Source organism: Mannheimia sp. USDA-ARS-USMARC-1261 (genome assembly GCF_000521605.1).
Lineage (GTDB): Bacteria > Pseudomonadota > Gammaproteobacteria > Enterobacterales > Pasteurellaceae > Mannheimia > Mannheimia indoligenes.
The window spans coordinates 1,839,654-1,858,245 of record NZ_CP006942.1; the positions used below are offsets into that span (position 1 = coordinate 1,839,654).

The following is an 18,592-nucleotide window of genomic DNA, read 5'->3' on the forward strand; positions in this document are numbered from 1 at the left end:
CGAATTTTTTTGTGAGGAATACGAACAATGTCAAGTCAATTTGTTTATACGATGCACCGAGTCGGCAAAGTTGTGCCACCGAAGCGTCATATTCTTAAAGATATTTCTTTAAGCTTCTTCCCGGGTGCAAAAATCGGGGTTTTAGGTTTAAACGGTGCGGGTAAATCGACTTTATTACGCATTATGGCAGGTGTGGATAAAGAGTTTGAAGGTGAAGCTCGCCCACAACCGGGTATTAAAATCGGTTATTTACCGCAAGAGCCAAAACTCGATCCACAACAAACCGTACGTGAAGCGGTTGAAGAAGCGGTTTCAGAAGTGAAAAATGCATTAACTCAATTAGATGAAGTTTATGCAATGTACGCAGACGAGAATGCCGATTTCGACAAGTTGGCAGCGAAACAAGCGGAACTTGAGGCGATTATCCAAGCCCACGATGGTCATAACTTAGATAACCAATTAGAACGTGCTGCCGATGCATTACGTTTACCGGATTGGGATGCCAAAATCGAGCATTTATCAGGTGGTGAACGCCGCCGTGTGGCTCTTTGCCGTCTGTTGCTCGAAAAACCGGATATGCTGTTGTTAGACGAACCGACCAACCACTTGGATGCAGAGTCTGTGGCGTGGTTAGAACGCTTCCTACACGACTACGAAGGTACTGTTGTGGCAATTACCCACGACCGTTACTTCTTAGATAACGTTGCCGGCTGGATCTTAGAGCTTGACCGTGGTGAAGGTATTCCTTGGGAAGGAAACTACTCATCTTGGTTGGAGCAGAAAGAAAAACGCCTTGCCCAAGAGCAAGCAGCGGAATCGGCTCGTCAAAAATCCATTGAGAAAGAGTTGGAGTGGGTACGCCAAAATCCAAAAGGTCGCCAAGCGAAAAGCAAGGCACGTATGGCTCGCTTTGACGAACTTAACAGCGGCGAATATCAAAAACGTAACGAAACCAACGAGCTCTTTATTCCACCTGGTCCACGCTTAGGGGATAAAGTAATTGAGGTGCAAAATTTAACCAAATCTTATGGCGAACGTACTTTGATTGATGATCTCTCATTCAGCATTCCGAAAGGGGCGATTGTTGGTATTATCGGGGCAAACGGTGCAGGTAAATCGACCTTATTCCGTATGCTTTCAGGACAAGAACAGCCGGATAGCGGCTCTATTGTAATGGGTGAAACTGTGGTGCTTGCTTCTGTGGATCAGTTCCGTGATGCAATGGACGATAAGAAAACCGTGTGGGAAGAAGTATCAAACGGACAAGATATTTTAACCATCGGCAACTTTGAAATTCCAAGCCGTGCTTATGTTGGACGTTTCAACTTCAAAGGTGTGGATCAACAAAAACGTGTGGGCGAATTATCGGGCGGTGAACGTGGTCGTTTACACTTAGCGAAACTTCTACAACGTGGCGGTAACGTACTGTTATTGGACGAACCGACCAACGACCTTGATGTAGAAACCCTGCGTGCGTTGGAAAATGCGATCTTAGAATTCCCTGGCTGTGCAATGGTTATCTCGCACGACCGCTGGTTCTTAGACCGTATCGCCACCCACATTTTAGACTACGGCGATGAAGGCAAAGTAACCTTCTACGAAGGTAACTTCTCGGACTACGAAGAGTGGAAAAAGAAAACCTTTGGTGAGGCAGCTACTCAGCCGCATCGTGTGAAATATAAACGAATTGCGAAATAAAGCGTAATAAACTAAAAAAGCTCAAATCTGCCATCAGATTTGAGCTTTTTCATATCTCTATGTATAAAAATAGAATTTATTTTTTACACGGAGAAACCGCTTCAATAATAGAAATGCCCATAAAGGTCGCATTTTCACATACAGGACCTGAACCGTCGTGTCCACGCACACCTGTACAAGCGGCTAATGTTGCAACAACAGATACAACTGCAAAAATTTTCATTATATTTTTCATATTTTGTCTCCTTTAAAATTAAAGCTTTTATATTATATTAAAAATCATCTTTTAACGAAAGCAATTTAACCACATTCAATGTATGGTTTTTGTGCATTTAATCTACTTTTAAAACTCAAAGTAAAAATTTCTCTACAAGCGGTTCAATTTTGGTAAAATTTTACAAGATCAAATTATAGAAAGGAAAAATATGACAGAAGAAAAAATTATTCGCCAAGTGGTTCTGGATACTGAAACCACAGGAATGAATATGGCAGGTGGACCGCCACAAATTGGGCATAATATTATCGAAATCGGAGCGGTTGAAGTAATTAACCGCCGTTTGACCGGGCGAACTTACCACGTTTATATCAAACCACCGCGTGAAGTCGATGAAGAAGCGATTGCAGTTCACGGAATTACCAATGAATTTTTGCAGGATAAACCTGTTTTTGCTGACATCGCCGATGAGTTTTTAGATTTCATCAAAGGAGCTGAGCTGATTATTCATAATGCACCCTTCGATGTGGCATTTATGGATCAGGAATTTTCTTATCTGCCTAATCCTCCGGCGAAAACATCTGAAATGTGTACAGTTACCGATAGCCTACAAATGGCACGTAAGATGTATCCAGGTAAGCGAAATAATTTAGATGCTTTGTGCGACCGTTTAGGCATTGATAACAGCAAGCGTGTACTTCACGGAGCTTTGCTGGATGCAGAGATCCTAGCCGATGTTTTCTTGATGATGACCGGCGGGCAAATTTCATTACTAGGCGAAGAAGAAGTAGAAACGACATCGGTTGTTGTCGATAGTGAAGAAGAATTTTCAGCAATTACACTAAATGCAGATGACGCTATTATTCTTAAAGCCAATACTGAAGAGGAAGAATCGCATTTGGCATTATTAAAGCTGATTGAAAAGAAATCGAAAGGTAATTGTCTTTGGACAAAAGCAATGACTGAAGAATCGGAAATCTTAAATTAATTCAAAAATAAACCCAGCACTAGGCTGGGTTTATTTTTATCTTTATTACTGATTATTCAGCGACAACGTTTACTGCTACAGTTGCGTTCACTTCAGGGTGTAAGTGAATTTTAACTTGGTGTTCGCCAGTTGTACGAAGTGGACCTTCGCCTAAACGAACTTCAGATTTAGCAACTTCAACGCCTGCTGCAGTTAATGCTTCAGCGATGTCTTTTGCAGAGATAGAACCGAATAAACGACCATCATCACCTGCTGTTGCAGATACTGATACAGCTGCAATTTCAGCAATTTTAGCTGCACGAGCTTGTGCTGCATTTAATGCAGCAGCTGCTTTCGCTTCTAATTCTGCACGACGAGCTTCGAAGTGAGCAATGTTAGCTGCTGTTGCCATAACTGCTTTACCTTGTGGGATTAAGAAGTTACGAGCAAAACCAGATTTAACTGTTACTTGGTCGCCCACAGAACCTAAGTGAGCAACTTTGTCTAATAAAATAACTTGCATTGTACTCTCTCCTGATTATTGGTGGTTATCAGTATATGGAAGTAACGCAAGGTAGCGAGCGCGTTTGATTGCACGAGCTAATTGACGTTGATACTTCGCACGAGTACCAGTAATACGGCTAGGAACAATCTTGCCGCTTTCAGAAATGTAGTTCTTTAATGTAGCGATATCTTTGTAATCGATTTCAACAACATTTTCCGCTGTGAAACGGCAGAACTTACGACGACGGAAATAACGTGCCATTTGGCTTCTCCTGATCTATAAATTCAATTTGTTCGGTGTGTAAAACTAATTGGTTTAAACCGTTATAGTCTTTGTGAGTATGGATAAAACCTTTAATTCTCACGTTCTCACCGAGCTTAATTTGTTGGGTTAAATAACTAAATTGATTGCCACTCAAAATCACTTGGATTTTACACCACGCCTGACGTTCTAAATTCACTTCAATTTGATTTGAACGATGTTCCAACCAAAAACTGTAATGTGGAACTCCTAGCGGGCTTAGGCTCTGTTTAACTAAGCTGGCAACTTTGCCACTTAAAATTAAACAATTTTCAACAGACAAATTATTCGCCTGCTTCTTCTACTTCAACTTCTGCTGCTTCAACAGGTTTACGCTCTTCACGTGCTTTTAACATTGGAGACGCTTCTGTTACCGCCGCTTTAGTGTGAACGATTAAGTTACGAAGAACCGCATCGTTGTAGCGGAAGTTAGTTTCTAACTCATCGATTACGCTTTGTGGCGCTTCTACATTCATTAACACATAGTGTGCTTTGTGAAGTTTGTTGATTGGGTATGCTAATTGACGACGACCCCAATCTTCTAAGCGATGAACTTGACCGCCAGCTTCTTTAACAGATGCTGTGTAACGCTCAATCATTGCTGGTACTTGTTCGCTTTGGTCCGGGTGAACCATAAAAACGATTTCGTAGTGACGCATTGACTATCCTTACGGGTTAGCAGCCTCCAACTTTAGCCAGTCACCAACTTGTGGAAGCAAGGATTAAAAAACGGATGTGACTGAACGGCAGAATTATACGGAAAAAAGCCTATTTTGCAAGCAACAATTCATCTTTTTGCAAAAAATTGAGTAAAAACGACCGCTTGTCATCAAACAAATAAATAAAGTACAATACGCAAACGTTTGCTTTTTATTTTATCAAGGAATTATATGAACATTTTAATTATCGGCAACGGTGGGCGTGAGCACGCTCTTGCGTGGAAAGTCCGCCAATCTCCATTAGCAGACAAGGTTTTTGTTGCTCCGGGTAATGCAGGAACTGCAACCGAAAACGGTATTGAAAATGTAGCAATTTCCGGCACGGATTTACCTAATCTTGTTGCCTTTGCCAAAGAACAGGAGATCGGCTTAACTATCGTTGGTCCTGAAGCTCCGCTCGTTGCCGGTGTGGTTGATGCTTTCCGTGCCAATGGTTTAAAAATTTTTGGTCCAACCCAAGCCGCTGCACAGTTAGAAGGCTCAAAAGCCTTTACCAAAGATTTCTTGGCTCGCCATAATATCCCAACCGCAGAATACCAAAACTTCACCGAAGTTGAACCGGCACTTGCCTACTTAAAAGAAAAAGGTGCTCCGATTGTGATTAAAGCGGACGGTTTAGCCGCAGGCAAAGGCGTAATTGTGGCAATGACCTTACAAGAAGCCGAAGATGCTGTGCGTGATATGCTTTCAGGTAACGCCTTTGGGGAAGCCGGCAGCCGTGTGGTAATCGAAGAATTTTTAGACGGCGAAGAAGCGAGCTTTATCGTGATGGTGGACGGCAAAAATGTGGAGCCGATGGCAACCTCGCAAGACCATAAACGTGTGGGCGAAGGCGATAAAGGTTTAAATACCGGCGGAATGGGGGCTTATTCACCGGCTCCGGTTGTAACCGCTGAAATTCACAACCGTGTGATGGAAGAAATCATCTACCCAACCGTGCGTGGAATGGCGAGTGAAAATAATCCATACACCGGCTTTTTATACGCAGGTTTGATGATTATGCCAAACGGTCAGCCAAAAGTGATTGAATTTAACTGCCGCTTTGGTGATCCTGAAACGCAGCCGATTATGATGCGTTTGGAATCAGACTTAGTCGAACTTTGCTTAAAAGCCTGTGAAGAAAAATTAGATACCATCAAATCAAAATGGTGCGAACAAGCTGCTCTTGGTATCGTGCTTGCCGCTGAAGGTTACCCGGGCGATTACCGCAAAGGCGATGAAATTACTGGAATTCCTACCGCAACTGCAAACCAAAAAGTTTTCCTTGCCGGTGTGGAACAAAAAGAGGGTAAATTACTCACCAACGGAGGACGTGTACTGTGTGCAACCTCATTAGGAAATAGTGTGTTTGAAGCCCAACAAAAAGCTTTAAAACTTGCCGAGCAAATCCAATGGACAGGCAGATTCTATCGCAAAGATATTGGTTATCGAGCTGTTGCAAGAGAAGAAGGTAAATAAGCTTAAATGTATAGTTAATAAAGGCATACCAAATATTGTATGCCTTTATTTTTATGGTTATTATTGCTGCTTATTTTATAAGCTAAATAATAAAAACTAAGGAAATTATGACAACTACAATCACCCCTTATTTTTACGATCCGAATATTCAAGAATACGCCAATCCGAGTGCATTTGAGAAAATCAAGCAAATTTTAAATGCACCTTTAGATTTGCAAAAAAATCCGAAAATCTTACCGCTTGTAAAAGTGATTAAAGAGAAACAAGCGGTTGAAATTCCACTTTTTTTTGCGAATGACGATAAAGCACGATGGATAATCACTCTTGAAAATGGCGAACAATTAACAGGTGAAATTGAAAAAAGTGAAGAGGCAGTTTTAACCCTGCCAAAAGATCTCCCTTTGGGCTATCACACTCTCTTGCTTAAAACAGAGGAGACAGAGGAAAACTGTTCTCTAATAGTTACCCCTGAAAAAGCCTTTCAGCCTATCCTATTACAACAACAGAAAAAATTATGGGGTGCATTTTTACAGCTTTATACGTTACGCTCAGCACAAAACTGGGGCGTGGGTGATTTTGGTGATTTGAAGCAATTTCTTGCAAAGATTGCTGAATATGGTGCAGATTTTGTCGGTCTAAACCCAATTCACGCTCTATTTCCAGCCAACCCTGAAGGGGCAAGCCCTTACAGTCCGTCATCTCGCTTGTGGCAAAATATTATCTATATTGATATCAATGCAGTTGAGGCATTCAAACAATCGAAAAAAGCCCAAGAATGGTTTAACGCTACAGATATTCAGCAACAACTTGCTGAATTAAGGGCTAGAGATTACGTGGATTACAGCACAGTAACCAAACTGAAATTAACCGCATTACATTTTGCCTTTGAGCAATTCTCAACCGAAAGCCAAGCCGAATTTAACGATTTTATTGAACAATCGGGAGAATCGTTAAAAATTCAAGCAACCTTTGATGCTTTACACCAACACTTTTCTGAGCAACTTGGTCTGCACGGTGGTTGGCAGGATTGGACAGAAGAATATCAAAATTACCAATCGCCTAAGGTTTCAGAATTTCAGCAAACTCAAGCCCAACTTATCCGTTTTTATATGTGGTTACAATTTATTGCTATTCAGCAACTTTCAGAATGTGATCATTTTGCTAAATCATTAAATATGCCGATTGGGTTCTACCGTGATTTAGCGGTAGGTGTAACTAATAATGGAGCGGAAACTTGGGCAGATAAGGCACTATTTGTGCAAGAGGCTTCTATCGGAGCACCGCCTGATATGCTTGCCCCAAATGGACAGGGCTGGGGGCTTTCACCAATGCACCCATATATTTTAGCAACCCGAGGCTATCAACCTTTCATTGAGTTGGTGCGAGCCAATATGAAACATTGTGGTGCATTACGCATCGATCATATTCTTGGTTTTGCCCGTATGTGGTGGGTAGCAAATGGTGAATCAGCTAAAGAGGGGATTTATGTTCGCTATCCGTTAGACGATCTGCTTTCCATTTTGGCGTTAGAAAGCCAACGCCATCAATGTTTAATTATTGCTGAAGCTCTTGGTACTGTGCCGGAAGGCATTTTAGAATCCCTCGAAGAAAAAGGGATTTTAGCCTACAACATTTTCTATTTTGAAAAAGCAGAAAATAGCTATAAGTCGCTGGAAGATTACCCTTACCAAGCAATGACAACGCTTAGTACGCACGATTTACCGACAATTCAAGGCTATTGGAAAGGCTATGACTTTGAGTTAGGCGAAAAATTTGACACTTACCCAAGTAAAGCGGTATTACGCAAGCTAAAAGAAGAGCGATCTTATGACCGTTTAAATATCCGCACAGCAGTGGAAAAGGTAATGGAACTCGAGCCAAATGAAGTGGGCATAACCGTGAAATTCACCCACCAATTACAACGCTATGTAGCACACACCAACAGTGCGTTATTTGGTACACAACCTGAAGATTGGTTGAATATGCTAGAGCCTGTGAACATTCCGGGAACAAGCACAGAATACCCGAACTGGCGAAGAAAATTATCAGCCACGACGGCGCAGATTTTTGCAAATCCGGATATCCAAAAATTGCTTACAGACATCAACACCATTCGCAAGAAATAATGTAACAAGCGGTTGTTTTTTCGTAAAATTTTACCGAAAAACAACCGCTTGTACTTAATTATCTAATCTCTTGCTGATGATTTCTGTGAAGTTTAATCCAGTTATAATAACCATAAATAGAGTTACAAAGATACATCACATACATCACTAATAACGGTAAGCTGGTTTCGCCGTTTTGGAAGTACATTGCCGTCCAAAGTGAAATCGTCATAATATTAACGATAATCCACAACGCCCATTGTTCACGGTAACGTAGCACCATTAGGATTTGAGCCACAATTGAAATAACCACTGTTGCTCCATCAAGTAACGGTAAAGCACTATCTAAATATTTCAGTAATTCAACATAAAGGAATGTACCGATAATTGCAGAGATAATCACAATCCCCCACTGCTTCGCGGTTAGGGCTTTTGCAATCACTTCCTCTACCCCTGCATTATTTACCGTATTTTGGCTTGTCATATTTTTACGCCAGAAATAGAATCCGATAAATTGCACCGGTACATAAACGAGTAAATTTAACATCATCTCGCCATAAAGCTGGAAAGTGTATGAAATATAAGCATAAAGCGAAACGGAGATTAAGCCGAAAAAGTAGTTACTGATTTTCCCCTTACCCACAAAAACGACACATAAAATGCCTGTAATTGCTGCAATAGTGGCAATCCAGCTATCTGGTTGGTAAATAAAAATGGCGATTTGTATCGCAAGGAAAGTCAGCAACCACCCTGCTTCAAATTTAGTCCAACCGCCGAAAAGTTCTTGTTTTAATTTCGTTGAAAATGATGAATCTTGCATACACGCCTCCGATGTAAAAAATATATCTCAAATCATAGAACATAAAAACAAAAAAAGCAAAATTTAGTAAAGGGAATTTTACTTAGGTTTGATATCGCCTTTTCTTACTTCTGTACTTACGTCTCCTGAACGCATTTCTGTAGTTACTGCGGTTCCTGAACGTTTAAAGGTATAGTCTGCTTTGCTGAACTCGCCTGTTTGATTATTTAAGAAGAAATGGCGATATTCATTTACCCATAACGCCGTTGCCCCACAGACTGCCACAGGCATCACCACCAAATTCACAAATGGGAGCATCGTAAATAAGCTCACTAACGCACCAAAGGTAAAATTAAGCGTGCGGTATTGTGTAAGTGCATTTCGCATACGCTGAAAGCTGATTTTATGGTTATCAAACGGATAGTCGCAATACTGAATGGCAATTAACCACGCCCCAAACATAAAGGTAAGAATAGGCACAATGGTTTGCCCCACCACAGGTAAAAAACCAAGTACAAAAAGGGCAATTAATCTTGGAATGCTATACATCATTTTTTGCCACTCACGTTTTAGCATTCTTGGCACATCTTTTAACATTGCCCCGAAAGACATATCACCCAATGGATCGCCCGTGAGTTGTAGTTCAACTTTTTCAGCCAGTAAAGCATTAAAAGGAGCAGCTACAAAGTTTGCTAATGTGGTAAAGGCAAAATAAAAGCCAACTAAAATCATCAAAAAAATCAGCGGAATGAGAATAAAGCTAAGCCATTCCAACCAAGTTGGTAACATTAATGCCAACAACCCTCCAATGTTGGCAAAAAACGCCCATATCAGCCCAACCATTAACACGGTATTAATCAAAATCGGAAAAATCACAAAGGGTAAAAATTGGCGTTGCAGCAACAATTTCCAGCCATAAATAAAGTAGTGAAAACCAAGCCCTATCTGAGTTTGTGGCTGTGAAAAAGCAGAAGACATAATCATTCCTTATTTTTTATCAAAAATTTGTTAGAAATATGGTAAGCTACGCACACTATTTTCGCAAATATGAAAATGTATTTTTTACTGATTATTTAAAATAAAGAGGACACAATGGAACTGCATATTATTTTCTTTATTCTAGCCGGATTATTGATTGCGGTCTTAATCGGCTTTAGTATTTGGTCTGCCCGCCGTGAAAAATCGAACATTTTCTCAAACACTTTTTCAAGCAGACCTGTTGTTGTACCTCCGTCAAGTAATGAGCTAAATAACAATATTCCTGCTTCATTACAGCCGCAAGCTAATGAATATCAAGCAATGTCTGTGCCGGAAGAAAATCCACAGCAGATCCAACAGGAAGTGGAAAGCTCATTGCAAAATATCAAAATCAGCTTACCGGGAGAACCTCAAGTTCAAACAACAGTGCAGCTTCAACAACCTATAGCAGAGCCTGTTAGCACCTACGGTCAGCAAATTTCTAATCAGCAACATATTCAAAATACACCTGATTTTGCGAACCCAACGATTAATGTTGTTATTACGCCTGAACAAGAAGTGCAAGTTGCACCTGTAGAAGAAACCGAAGTTGTGCAAATTGAACAGCAAGAAAATCCATTTGTAACGCTTTATGTTTACGCACCGCAAAATGAGCCGTTCCGTGGCGATTATGTGGTTCATTATTTAGAAGAAGTTGGATTACGTTTTGGCGAACACCAAATTTTCCATCGCCACCAACACATTGACGATTCGCTCAGCCCGATTATTTTCAGTGCGGCGAACTTAATGAATCCGGGTACATTTGATTTACACAATATTGCTAACTTCTCCACCGCCGGTTTGGTGCTATTTATGCAGTTACCAACCGAAGGCAACGATATTGTGAATATGAAATTATTACTGAGCAATGCTGAGCACTTGGCATCATCACTCGGCGGTTATTTATATGACGATGCTCAACAACCGTTTAGCGAAGAATCTCGCCAGCGTTATATGCAACGTGTAATGCGTTAATTGCAAAAATAATTGTTTTTTCGACCGCTTGTTACAAGCGGTCTTTTTTGTAGAGAATTTTACCAATGTCTTTATTTAGTCAAGGCTCTTTATTTGAAGAAAATGCCACATCTGCATTAGTTGAGCAAATCGAACAACTTCGCCAAACGTTACGTCAATACGAGTATGAATATCACGTTTTAGATAATCCTAGCGTACCGGATGCGGAATACGACCGCTTAATGAATGAACTGAAAAATATTGAATGGCAACACCCGGAACTGATTACCGCAGATTCTCCAACGCAACGAGTGGGTGCAAAGCCATTGTCAGGCTTTGCTCAAGTTACACACGAAATGCCAATGCTTTCGTTAGACAACGCCTTTGGTGATGATGATTTAGATGGCTTTTTACGTCGAATGGAGAGCTATATTATCAATAATCCAAATGAGTTAGCATTTTGCTGCGAGCCCAAATTAGACGGTTTAGCGGTAAGTATTTTGTATGAAAACGGCTTGCTCACCCGTGCGGCAACCCGAGGCGATGGCACAACAGGCGAAGATATTACGGCAAATATCCGTACCATTCGTAATATTCCGTTAAAACTCAACACGCTCAATCCACCTGCTCGTTTAGAAATTCGTGGTGAAGTCTTTATGCCTCAAGCAGGCTTTAATGAGTTAAATGAAAAAGCCTTAGCCAAAGGCGAGAAAACCTTTGCTAACCCTCGCAATGCAGCAGCTGGTTCACTACGCCAGTTAGATCCGAAAATTACTCGCCAGCGTCCACTTGTGCTAAATGCTTACGGCATTGGCGTTTATGAAAGTGATGACGAATTGCCAAATACTCAGTTTGAGCGTTTACAATGGCTGAAATCGCTCGGGATTCCTGTGAATAATGAAATCCGCTTAGCTCAAGGCAAAACAGAACTCTTGGCGTATTATGCCGAAATCCAAGCTAAACGCCCAACGCTAGGCTATGACATTGATGGTACGGTATTGAAAGTCAATGATATTGCCTTACAAGAGCAACTTGGTTTTATCTCTCGTTCCCCACGCTGGGCGATTGCTTACAAATTCCCTGCACAGGAAGAAATGACTATTTTGAAAGAAGTAGATTTCCAAGTAGGGAGAACAGGGGCAATCACGCCAGTGGCGAAATTAGAGCCTGTTTTTGTAGCGGGTGTAACGGTGAGCAATGCAACACTACATAATGGCGATGAAATTGAGCGTTTAGGCATTGTAATTGGCGATACCGTGATTATTCGCCGTGCAGGCGATGTTATTCCACAAATTACAGGTGTAGTTGCTGAACGTCGTCCTGAAAATGCAAAAAAAATTGAATTTCCGACCGCTTGCCCTATCTGTAACTCTGCGGTTGTTCGGGTAGAAGGCGAGGCTGTCGCACGTTGTACCGGCGGCTTATTCTGTGGGGCTCAACGTAAAGAGGCATTAAAACATTTTGTTTCTCGGAAAGCGATGGATATTGACGGCGTAGGCGAAAAACTGATTGAGCAGTTAATGGCTCGTGAGTTAATTAAAACTCCAGCCGATCTATTCAAGCTCGATCATACAACCTTAATGCGATTAGAACGAATGGGCGAAAAATCCGCTCAAAATGCTTTAAATAGTATCGAAAAAGCGAAAAATACCACCCTTCATCGCTTTTTGTTCTCACTAGGTATTCGTGAAGTTGGGGAAGCAACTGCTCTCAATTTAGCTAATCACTTTGGTAGCCTAGAAGCAATCCGCCAAGCTAATTTTGAGCAATTAAAAGAGGTTCAAGATGTCGGCGAAGTGGTGGCAAACCGCATTGTGAGTTTCTGGCAAGAACCACATAATGTTGAAGTAGTGGAAGATTTAATTGCTCAAGGCCTGCATTGGGAAAATGTGGTTAAAACTGAAATTGCCGATAATCCATTAAAAGACAAAAATGTGGTATTAACAGGCACACTCACTCAGCTGACTCGTGATGAAGCCAAAGCTCTATTACAAAGTTTAGGTTGCAAAGTTTCGGGTTCTGTTTCCGGCAAAACCGATTACCTCATCGCAGGTGAAAAAGCAGGATCAAAACTGGCTAAAGCCCAAGAGCTAGGTATTCAGATTTTAACCGAACAAGATTTTATTGACCTCACAACGCATTAATATTCGTAAAACGAGGAAAAAACGAGTAAAATACAAGCGGTTATTTTCTTCGTAAATTTTGCAAAAGGAACATAAAATGGCAATTTTAGTCACAGGCGGTGCAGGGTATATTGGTTCACATACCGTTGTTGAACTCTTAAATGAAAACAAAGAAATTGTTATCTTAGATAACCTTTCTAATTCCTCTGAAGTTTCACTTGAGCGTGTAAAACAGATCACAGGCAAAAGTGTAAAATTCTACCAAGGCGATATTTTAGATCGTGAAATATTACGCAAGATTTTTGCTGAAAATAAGATTGAATCGGTTATCCACTTTGCCGGTTTAAAAGCTGTTGGTGAAAGCGTAAGAGAGCCACTACGCTACTATCAAAATAACGTAACCGGTTCGATTGTTTTGGTAGAAGAAATGCTAAAAGCAAACGTGAATACAATTGTATTTAGCTCGTCTGCAACCGTATATGGCGATCCACAAATTATTCCAATTGTGGAATCTTGCCCTGTAGGCGGAACAACTAACCCTTACGGCACATCAAAATATATGGTAGAACGTATTCTTGAAGATACTGTAAAAGCCTTCCCACAATTAAGTGCGGTAGTATTACGTTATTTTAACCCCGTAGGTGCTCACGAAAGCGGCTTGATCGGTGAAGATCCGAATGGCATTCCAAATAACCTAATGCCATTTATCAGCCAAGTGGCTGTAGGTAAATTACCACAATTATCTGTTTTTGGTGGCGACTACTCTACCCACGATGGCACAGGTGTACGCGATTATATTCACGTTGTTGATTTAGCTATCGGACATTTAAAAGCATTAGAAAAACACCAAGACGATGCTGGTTTCCACATTTACAATTTAGGCACAGGTACCGGTTATTCCGTGTTAGATATGGTGAAAGCATTTGAAAATGCTAATGGTATTACCATTCCATATAAAATTACAGACCGCCGCCCAGGCGATATTGCTGTTTGCTACTCTGCCCCTCAAAAAGCCCTCGAACAACTCGGCTGGAAAACCGAGCGTGGCTTAGAGCAAATGATGAAAGACACGTGGAATTGGCAAAAAAATAACCCGAATGGTTATAAAGGCTAAAGAAATGAAGGGCTATCGAAAGATAGCTCTTTTTTCTTAAATCGCAAATAATTAGAGAAGGTATTCAAGCTATGGTATATTAACCTAATATCATCTTTTCTTTTGCAAAATTTAGGAAAAATATGACCGCTTACACGCCTGAAAATAATGCTACAAAGCCTTCTATTTGGCAGCAGATTTTTACAAAAAATATGCTCCTTTGTATTTACACGGGTTTTTGTTCCGGCTTGCCGTTATTTGTGTTAATTCAATTAATGCCGGCTTGGCTTACCAGTGCGAATTTAGATATTAAAACCATCGCGGCATTTACCCTTACTTCCCTTCCCTACACTTGGAAATTTCTTTGGGCTGCGTTATTAGACCGTTATTTTCCACCATTTTTAGGTAGACGTAGAAGTTGGATTTTTATTTCTCAAATTGGGCTTTTAGTTATTTTAGCCAGCTTTGGCTTGTTTGATCCGGTGAAAGATATTTCGATGGTGGTAACGTTATCGGTAATATTAGCATTCCTTTCCGCTACGCAAGATATTGTTGTTGATGCGTTCCGCCGTGAGATTTTATCGGATAACGAACTGGGTTTAGGTAATTCCATTCACGTTAATGCTTATCGCATTGCAGGTTTAATTCCCGGTGGCTTATCACTATTTTTAGCGGATCACTACGCTTGGGATACGGTTTTCTTGATTACGGCTGCTTTTTTAGTGCCTTGCTTATTTATTACGTTAATCGCCGCTGAACCTAATCATAAACCTATCGATCGTTCCAAGCCGTTTTATATGGCGTTTGTTGATCCGTTCAGAGAATTTTTTACCCGTAAAGGAGTCGCTGGGGCTATCGGGTTAATTTTATTTATTTTTCTCTATAAATTAGGCGACTCTCTCGCCACCACACTGCAAACTAAATTTATCTTAGATATGGGTTTTACTAAATCGCACATTGCAGGTATTGTAAAAATGACTTCTCTTTGGTGTAGTATTGGCGGTGGTATTATTGGCGGTATTGCAATGTTGAAATTGGGTGTAAACCGTGCCTTGTGGTTGTTTGGCTTAGTTCAGTTAGTAACCATTTTAGGTTTTGCGTATCTTGCCAGCTTTGGATATTTCCCCACCGAAAGCATTGGAGCTGCGGAACTTTGGAAATTAGGTTTAGTGATGGCAGGCGAATATCTGGGCGTAGGGCTAGGCACGGCTGCTTTCGTTGCCTTTATGGCACGTGAAACTAACCCTGCTTATACTGCAATGCAACTGGCTATTTTCACTAGCCTTGCTGCCCTGCCAAGCAAAATGCTCGGGGCATACACCGGGCATTTGGTAGAAATGATGGGCTATTATCAATTCTTCTGGCTCTGCTTCTTTATTGGTATTCCGGGAATGTTAATGCTATTTAAAGTTGCCCCTTGGACAGAACAAAACTCAGCTTAGTTACAAGCGGTTAAATTTATAAAAAAATTTGCAATTTTAGGCAGTAATCGGTAAGGTTATTGCCTAAGTTATTTATTCATTTTTTTAGTTATTGAGGTTTACAAATGAAAGTTATTTTATTAGGTGCACCGGGTGCAGGCAAAGGCACTCAAGCTCAGTTTATTATGAACAAATTCGGTATTCCGCAAATTTCAACGGGCGATATGTTCCGTGCGGCTATCAAAGAAGGCACTGAATTAGGCAAACAAGCCAAAGCCTTGATGGACGAAGGAAAACTTGTACCGGACGAATTAACCGTGGCGTTAGTAAAAGATCGTATCGTACAACCAGACTGTGCTAAAGGTTTCTTATTAGATGGCTTCCCTCGTACTATCCCACAAGCTGATGCGTTAAAAGAATCAGGCGTAAAAATTGACTTAGTGCTTGAATTTGATGTTGCTGATGAAGTGATTGTTGAGCGTATGAGTGGTCGCCGAGTACATCAACCGTCCGGTCGTACTTACCACGTAGTGTACAATCCGCCAAAAGTAGAAGGCAAAGATGACGTAACCGGCGAAGATTTAATTATCCGCCAAGACGACAAGCCAGAGACAGTATTAGAGCGTTTAGCGATTTATCACAAACAAACTAAGCCGTTAATTGCTTATTACACCACTGAAGCAGAAGCGGGGAACACTCGCTATGAGCGTTTAGACGGAACAAAACCGGTTGAAGAAGTAAGTGCTGAATTAGAAAAAATCTTACTTTAATTGAATATACAAAATCTGCACTATTCAATTAGTGCAGATTTTTTATTGTCTATGGCAAGCGGTCAAAATTTTGCATTTTTTTGCAAATTTTCGACCGCTTGTTATTTTATTAGGCTTGTGTTTGGGCTTTTACCGCTGCAAATGCCACCATATTAATAATACGGCGAACAGAAGCCACCGGCGTTAAAATATGGGCTGATTTCTTCACCCCCATTAGGATTGGACCAACTGTAATAGCTGTTGTGGTTGCACGCAGTAGGTTATAACTGATGCGGGCAGATTCCACATTTGGCATAACCAATAAGTTTGCCGAGCCTTTTAAAGTGGTCTCCGGCATATGAGCTAAACGCAACTCTTCATTAAGAGCTAAGTCGCCGTGCATTTCGCCATCAATATTGAGACTAGGATCACGTTCTTGCACAATACGTAACGTTTCACGCATTTTCGGTGCACCAAGATAGTTATTTGAGCCAAAGTTTGAATGTGAAAGCAATGCAACCGCCGGCTCAATACCGAAATGTTTGATCTCCTCCGCTGCCATTAGCGTGATTTCTGCTAACTCTTCAGCCGTTGGATCGGCATTAACATAAGTATCGGTTAAAAACACATTTCCTGTTGGCAACACAAGGCTGTTTAATGCAGCTGGTACTTTTACCCCTTCTTTAGTGCCGATAATATCTTTAATTGCTTCTAAATGGCGACTGTATGAGCCAAACAAGCCACACACTAAACCATCTGCATAGCCCATTTCAACAAGCAATGAAGCAATTACAGTGGTATTTGAGGTGGTTACTCGTTTTGCAATCGCTTCCGTAATACCACGACGGCTCATTAGAGCGTAGTAACGTTTCCAAAGCTCCTCGTGGCGGTCATCTTGTTCGTTATTTACGATTTCAAAATCTCTGCCTGCTAAAATTTGTAAACCTAATTTTTTGATTTTAGCTTCAATAACCGCAGGACGACCGATTAAAATCGGATATGCCAAGCCCATTGAAATAATCTCTTGGGTAGCGTGTAGCACTTTAGTTTCTTCGCCTTCAGCAAGTACAATGCGTTTTTTATCGGCTTTCGCTTGACTGAAAATTGGCTTCATAAATAAACTCGTTTTGTAAACAAACTGCGTGAGTTTTTCAATATAGCCTTCCCAATCTGTAATCGGGCGAGTTGCAACACCAGAATCCATCGCAGCTTTTGCAACAGCAGGGGCAATACGCACAATTAAGCGAGGATCAAATGGTCGAGGAATAATATAGTCCGCTCCAAATGTTGCCCCTTCGCCTCCATAAGCCGAAGTAACCACTTCATTTTGTTCTGCCAGAGCAAGATCTGCGATGGCATACACCGCCGCCATTTTCATTTCTTCATTAATGGTGGTTGCCCCCACATCTAACGCCCCACGGAAAATAAATGGGAAGCAAAGCACGTTATTTACTTGGTTTGGATAATCTGAACGACCTGTACAAATAATTGCATCAGGGCGAGCTGCTTTTGCTTCAGGAGGAGTAATTTCAGGGTTCGGGTTAGCAAGAGCAAGAATAATCGGGTGAGCAGCCATTGAACGAACCATATCTTGCGTTAATGCACCCGCTGCCGAACAACCTAAGAAAATATCTGCATTTGGCATAGCATCGCCCAACGTACGCCAGCCGTTATCCACAATTGCATAGGCTTTTTTGGTGTCGTCCATACGATCATCACGGTTTTGATAAATTACACCTTTGGAATCACATACCACAATGTTTTCGCGTTTCATACCAAGTGAAACAAGCAGATTCAAGCACGCAATTGACGCAGCCCCCGCACCTGATGCAACTAAACGAACCTCTTCAATTTTTTTATCCACAATACGCAGGGCGTTAATGACTGCTGCAGCACTAATAATTGCCGTACCGTGTTGGTCGTCGTGGAAAACAGGAATGTTCATTCTCTCACGCAGTTTTTGCTCAATGTAGAAACACTCTGGTGCTTTAATATCTTCAAGATTTACGCCACCGAAAGTCGGTTCTAATGAGGCAATAATATCCACAAGTTTTTCCGGATCGGTTTCATTGATTTCAATATCAAATACATCAATACCAGCAAACTTTTTAAATAGTACGCCTTTACCTTCCATCACAGGCTTACCAGCCAATGCACCGATGTTACCTAAACCCAGTACCGCTGTACCGTTTGAAATTACTGCAACTAAGTTGCCTTTTGCTGTGTAGCGATAAGCTGCTGATGGGGCTTTTTCAATTTCCAAACAAGGCTCAGCCACTCCCGGTGAGTACGCCAGAGCTAAGTCTCTCTGCGTAGCAAGAGATTTGGTTGGGGTAACTTCGATTTTTCCCGGTTTTGGAAACTCGTGGAAATCCAGTGCAGCTTGGCGTAAATCACTCATAGTTCAATCCTTAATTTGATGGTAAAATTAATTATATTTCAACAACTTAATATTCTCTTCCAGATATAT

General features: G+C 41.1%; 17 protein-coding genes. 9 read left to right on the forward strand and 8 right to left on the reverse strand.

The window, feature by feature from the left end:
• The first annotated feature begins 27 nt into the window (after positions 1-27).
• Positions 28-1,698 (forward strand): energy-dependent translational throttle protein EttA, encoded by a 1,671-nt coding sequence (gene ettA / locus X781_RS08875; protein WP_025236529.1) that lies wholly within the window; start codon positions 28-30, stop codon positions 1,696-1,698.
• A 76-nt stretch (positions 1,699-1,774) separates the two neighbouring features.
• On the opposite strand, the gene X781_RS12335 is transcribed toward ettA, so the two are convergent.
• Positions 1,775-1,933 carry a hypothetical protein gene (locus X781_RS12335; RefSeq protein WP_155930789.1) on the reverse strand — a complete coding sequence of 53 codons (159 nt, stop codon included), beginning with the start codon at positions 1,931-1,933 and terminating at the stop codon, positions 1,775-1,777.
• A gap of 190 nt (positions 1,934-2,123) precedes the next feature.
• Between X781_RS12335 and dnaQ the strand changes: the two genes are divergently transcribed.
• Positions 2,124-2,900, forward strand: coding sequence for a DNA polymerase III subunit epsilon (dnaQ, locus tag X781_RS08880; RefSeq protein WP_025236530.1), 777 nt, complete (start codon positions 2,124-2,126; stop codon positions 2,898-2,900).
• 52 nt (positions 2,901-2,952) lie between these two features.
• On the opposite strand, the gene rplI is transcribed toward dnaQ, so the two are convergent.
• From rplI to rpsF, 4 genes are read right to left on the reverse strand one after another with little or no spacing between them, the layout of a single operon-like run.
• Positions 2,953-3,402 carry a 50S ribosomal protein L9 gene (gene rplI, locus X781_RS08885; RefSeq protein ID WP_025236531.1) on the reverse strand — a complete coding sequence of 150 codons (450 nt, stop codon included), beginning with the start codon at positions 3,400-3,402 and terminating at the stop codon, positions 2,953-2,955.
• Positions 3,403-3,417: 15 nt separating this feature from the next.
• Positions 3,418-3,645, reverse strand: coding sequence for a 30S ribosomal protein S18 (gene rpsR / locus X781_RS08890; protein ID WP_005598105.1), 228 nt, complete (start codon positions 3,643-3,645; stop codon positions 3,418-3,420).
• Positions 3,620-3,967: a primosomal replication protein N gene (gene priB, locus X781_RS08895; protein WP_025236532.1), complete on the reverse strand. Its 348-nt coding sequence runs from the start codon at positions 3,965-3,967 to the stop codon at positions 3,620-3,622. The genes rpsR and priB overlap by 26 nt, the downstream gene beginning before the upstream one ends.
• 1 nt (position 3,968) lies before the next feature.
• Positions 3,969-4,343, reverse strand: a complete 375-nt coding sequence (gene rpsF, locus X781_RS08900; RefSeq protein ID WP_025236533.1) for a 30S ribosomal protein S6 — start codon at positions 4,341-4,343, stop codon at positions 3,969-3,971.
• A gap of 231 nt (positions 4,344-4,574) precedes the next feature.
• On the opposite strand from rpsF, the gene purD reads away from it, so the two are divergent.
• Both purD and malQ read left to right on the forward strand, forming a co-directional pair.
• Positions 4,575-5,861, forward strand: coding sequence for a phosphoribosylamine--glycine ligase (gene purD / locus X781_RS08905; protein ID WP_025236534.1), 1,287 nt, complete (start codon positions 4,575-4,577; stop codon positions 5,859-5,861).
• A 107-nt stretch (positions 5,862-5,968) separates the two neighbouring features.
• A complete protein-coding gene (gene malQ, locus X781_RS08910; RefSeq protein WP_025236535.1) occupies positions 5,969-7,987 on the forward strand; it encodes a 4-alpha-glucanotransferase in 2,019 nt (672 codons plus the stop codon).
• Between the two features lie 58 nt (positions 7,988-8,045).
• Here the strand turns inward: malQ and pnuC are convergent, their stop codons facing one another.
• Positions 8,046-8,786, reverse strand: coding sequence for a nicotinamide riboside transporter PnuC (gene pnuC / locus X781_RS08915; RefSeq protein WP_025236536.1), 741 nt, complete (start codon positions 8,784-8,786; stop codon positions 8,046-8,048).
• 78 nt (positions 8,787-8,864) lie between these two features.
• Entirely contained in the window at positions 8,865-9,743 is an 879-nt protein-coding gene (gene cysZ, locus X781_RS08920; RefSeq protein ID WP_025236537.1) for a sulfate transporter CysZ, read from the reverse strand.
• Between the two features lie 114 nt (positions 9,744-9,857).
• Here cysZ and zipA point away from each other — a divergent pair, with 114 nt between their 5' ends.
• From zipA to adk, 5 genes are all read left to right on the forward strand, one after another.
• Positions 9,858-10,757: a cell division protein ZipA gene (zipA, locus tag X781_RS08925; RefSeq protein ID WP_025236538.1), complete on the forward strand. Its 900-nt coding sequence runs from the start codon at positions 9,858-9,860 to the stop codon at positions 10,755-10,757.
• A 65-nt stretch (positions 10,758-10,822) separates the two neighbouring features.
• A complete protein-coding gene (ligA, locus tag X781_RS08930) occupies positions 10,823-12,880 on the forward strand; it encodes an NAD-dependent DNA ligase LigA (RefSeq protein ID WP_025236539.1) in 2,058 nt (685 codons plus the stop codon).
• A 76-nt stretch (positions 12,881-12,956) separates the two neighbouring features.
• Positions 12,957-13,973 (forward strand): UDP-glucose 4-epimerase GalE, encoded by a 1,017-nt coding sequence (gene galE, locus X781_RS08935; RefSeq protein ID WP_025236540.1) that lies wholly within the window; start codon positions 12,957-12,959, stop codon positions 13,971-13,973.
• A 122-nt stretch (positions 13,974-14,095) separates the two neighbouring features.
• Positions 14,096-15,394 carry an AmpG family muropeptide MFS transporter gene (locus X781_RS08940; RefSeq protein ID WP_025236541.1) on the forward strand — a complete coding sequence of 433 codons (1,299 nt, stop codon included), beginning with the start codon at positions 14,096-14,098 and terminating at the stop codon, positions 15,392-15,394.
• 104 nt (positions 15,395-15,498) lie between these two features.
• Entirely contained in the window at positions 15,499-16,143 is a 645-nt protein-coding gene (gene adk / locus X781_RS08945; protein WP_025236542.1) for an adenylate kinase, read from the forward strand.
• 109 nt (positions 16,144-16,252) lie between these two features.
• On the opposite strand, the gene X781_RS08950 is transcribed toward adk, so the two are convergent.
• Positions 16,253-18,523, reverse strand: coding sequence for an NADP-dependent malic enzyme (locus tag X781_RS08950; RefSeq protein ID WP_025236543.1), 2,271 nt, complete (start codon positions 18,521-18,523; stop codon positions 16,253-16,255).
• Between the last annotated feature and the right edge of the window lie 69 nt (positions 18,524-18,592).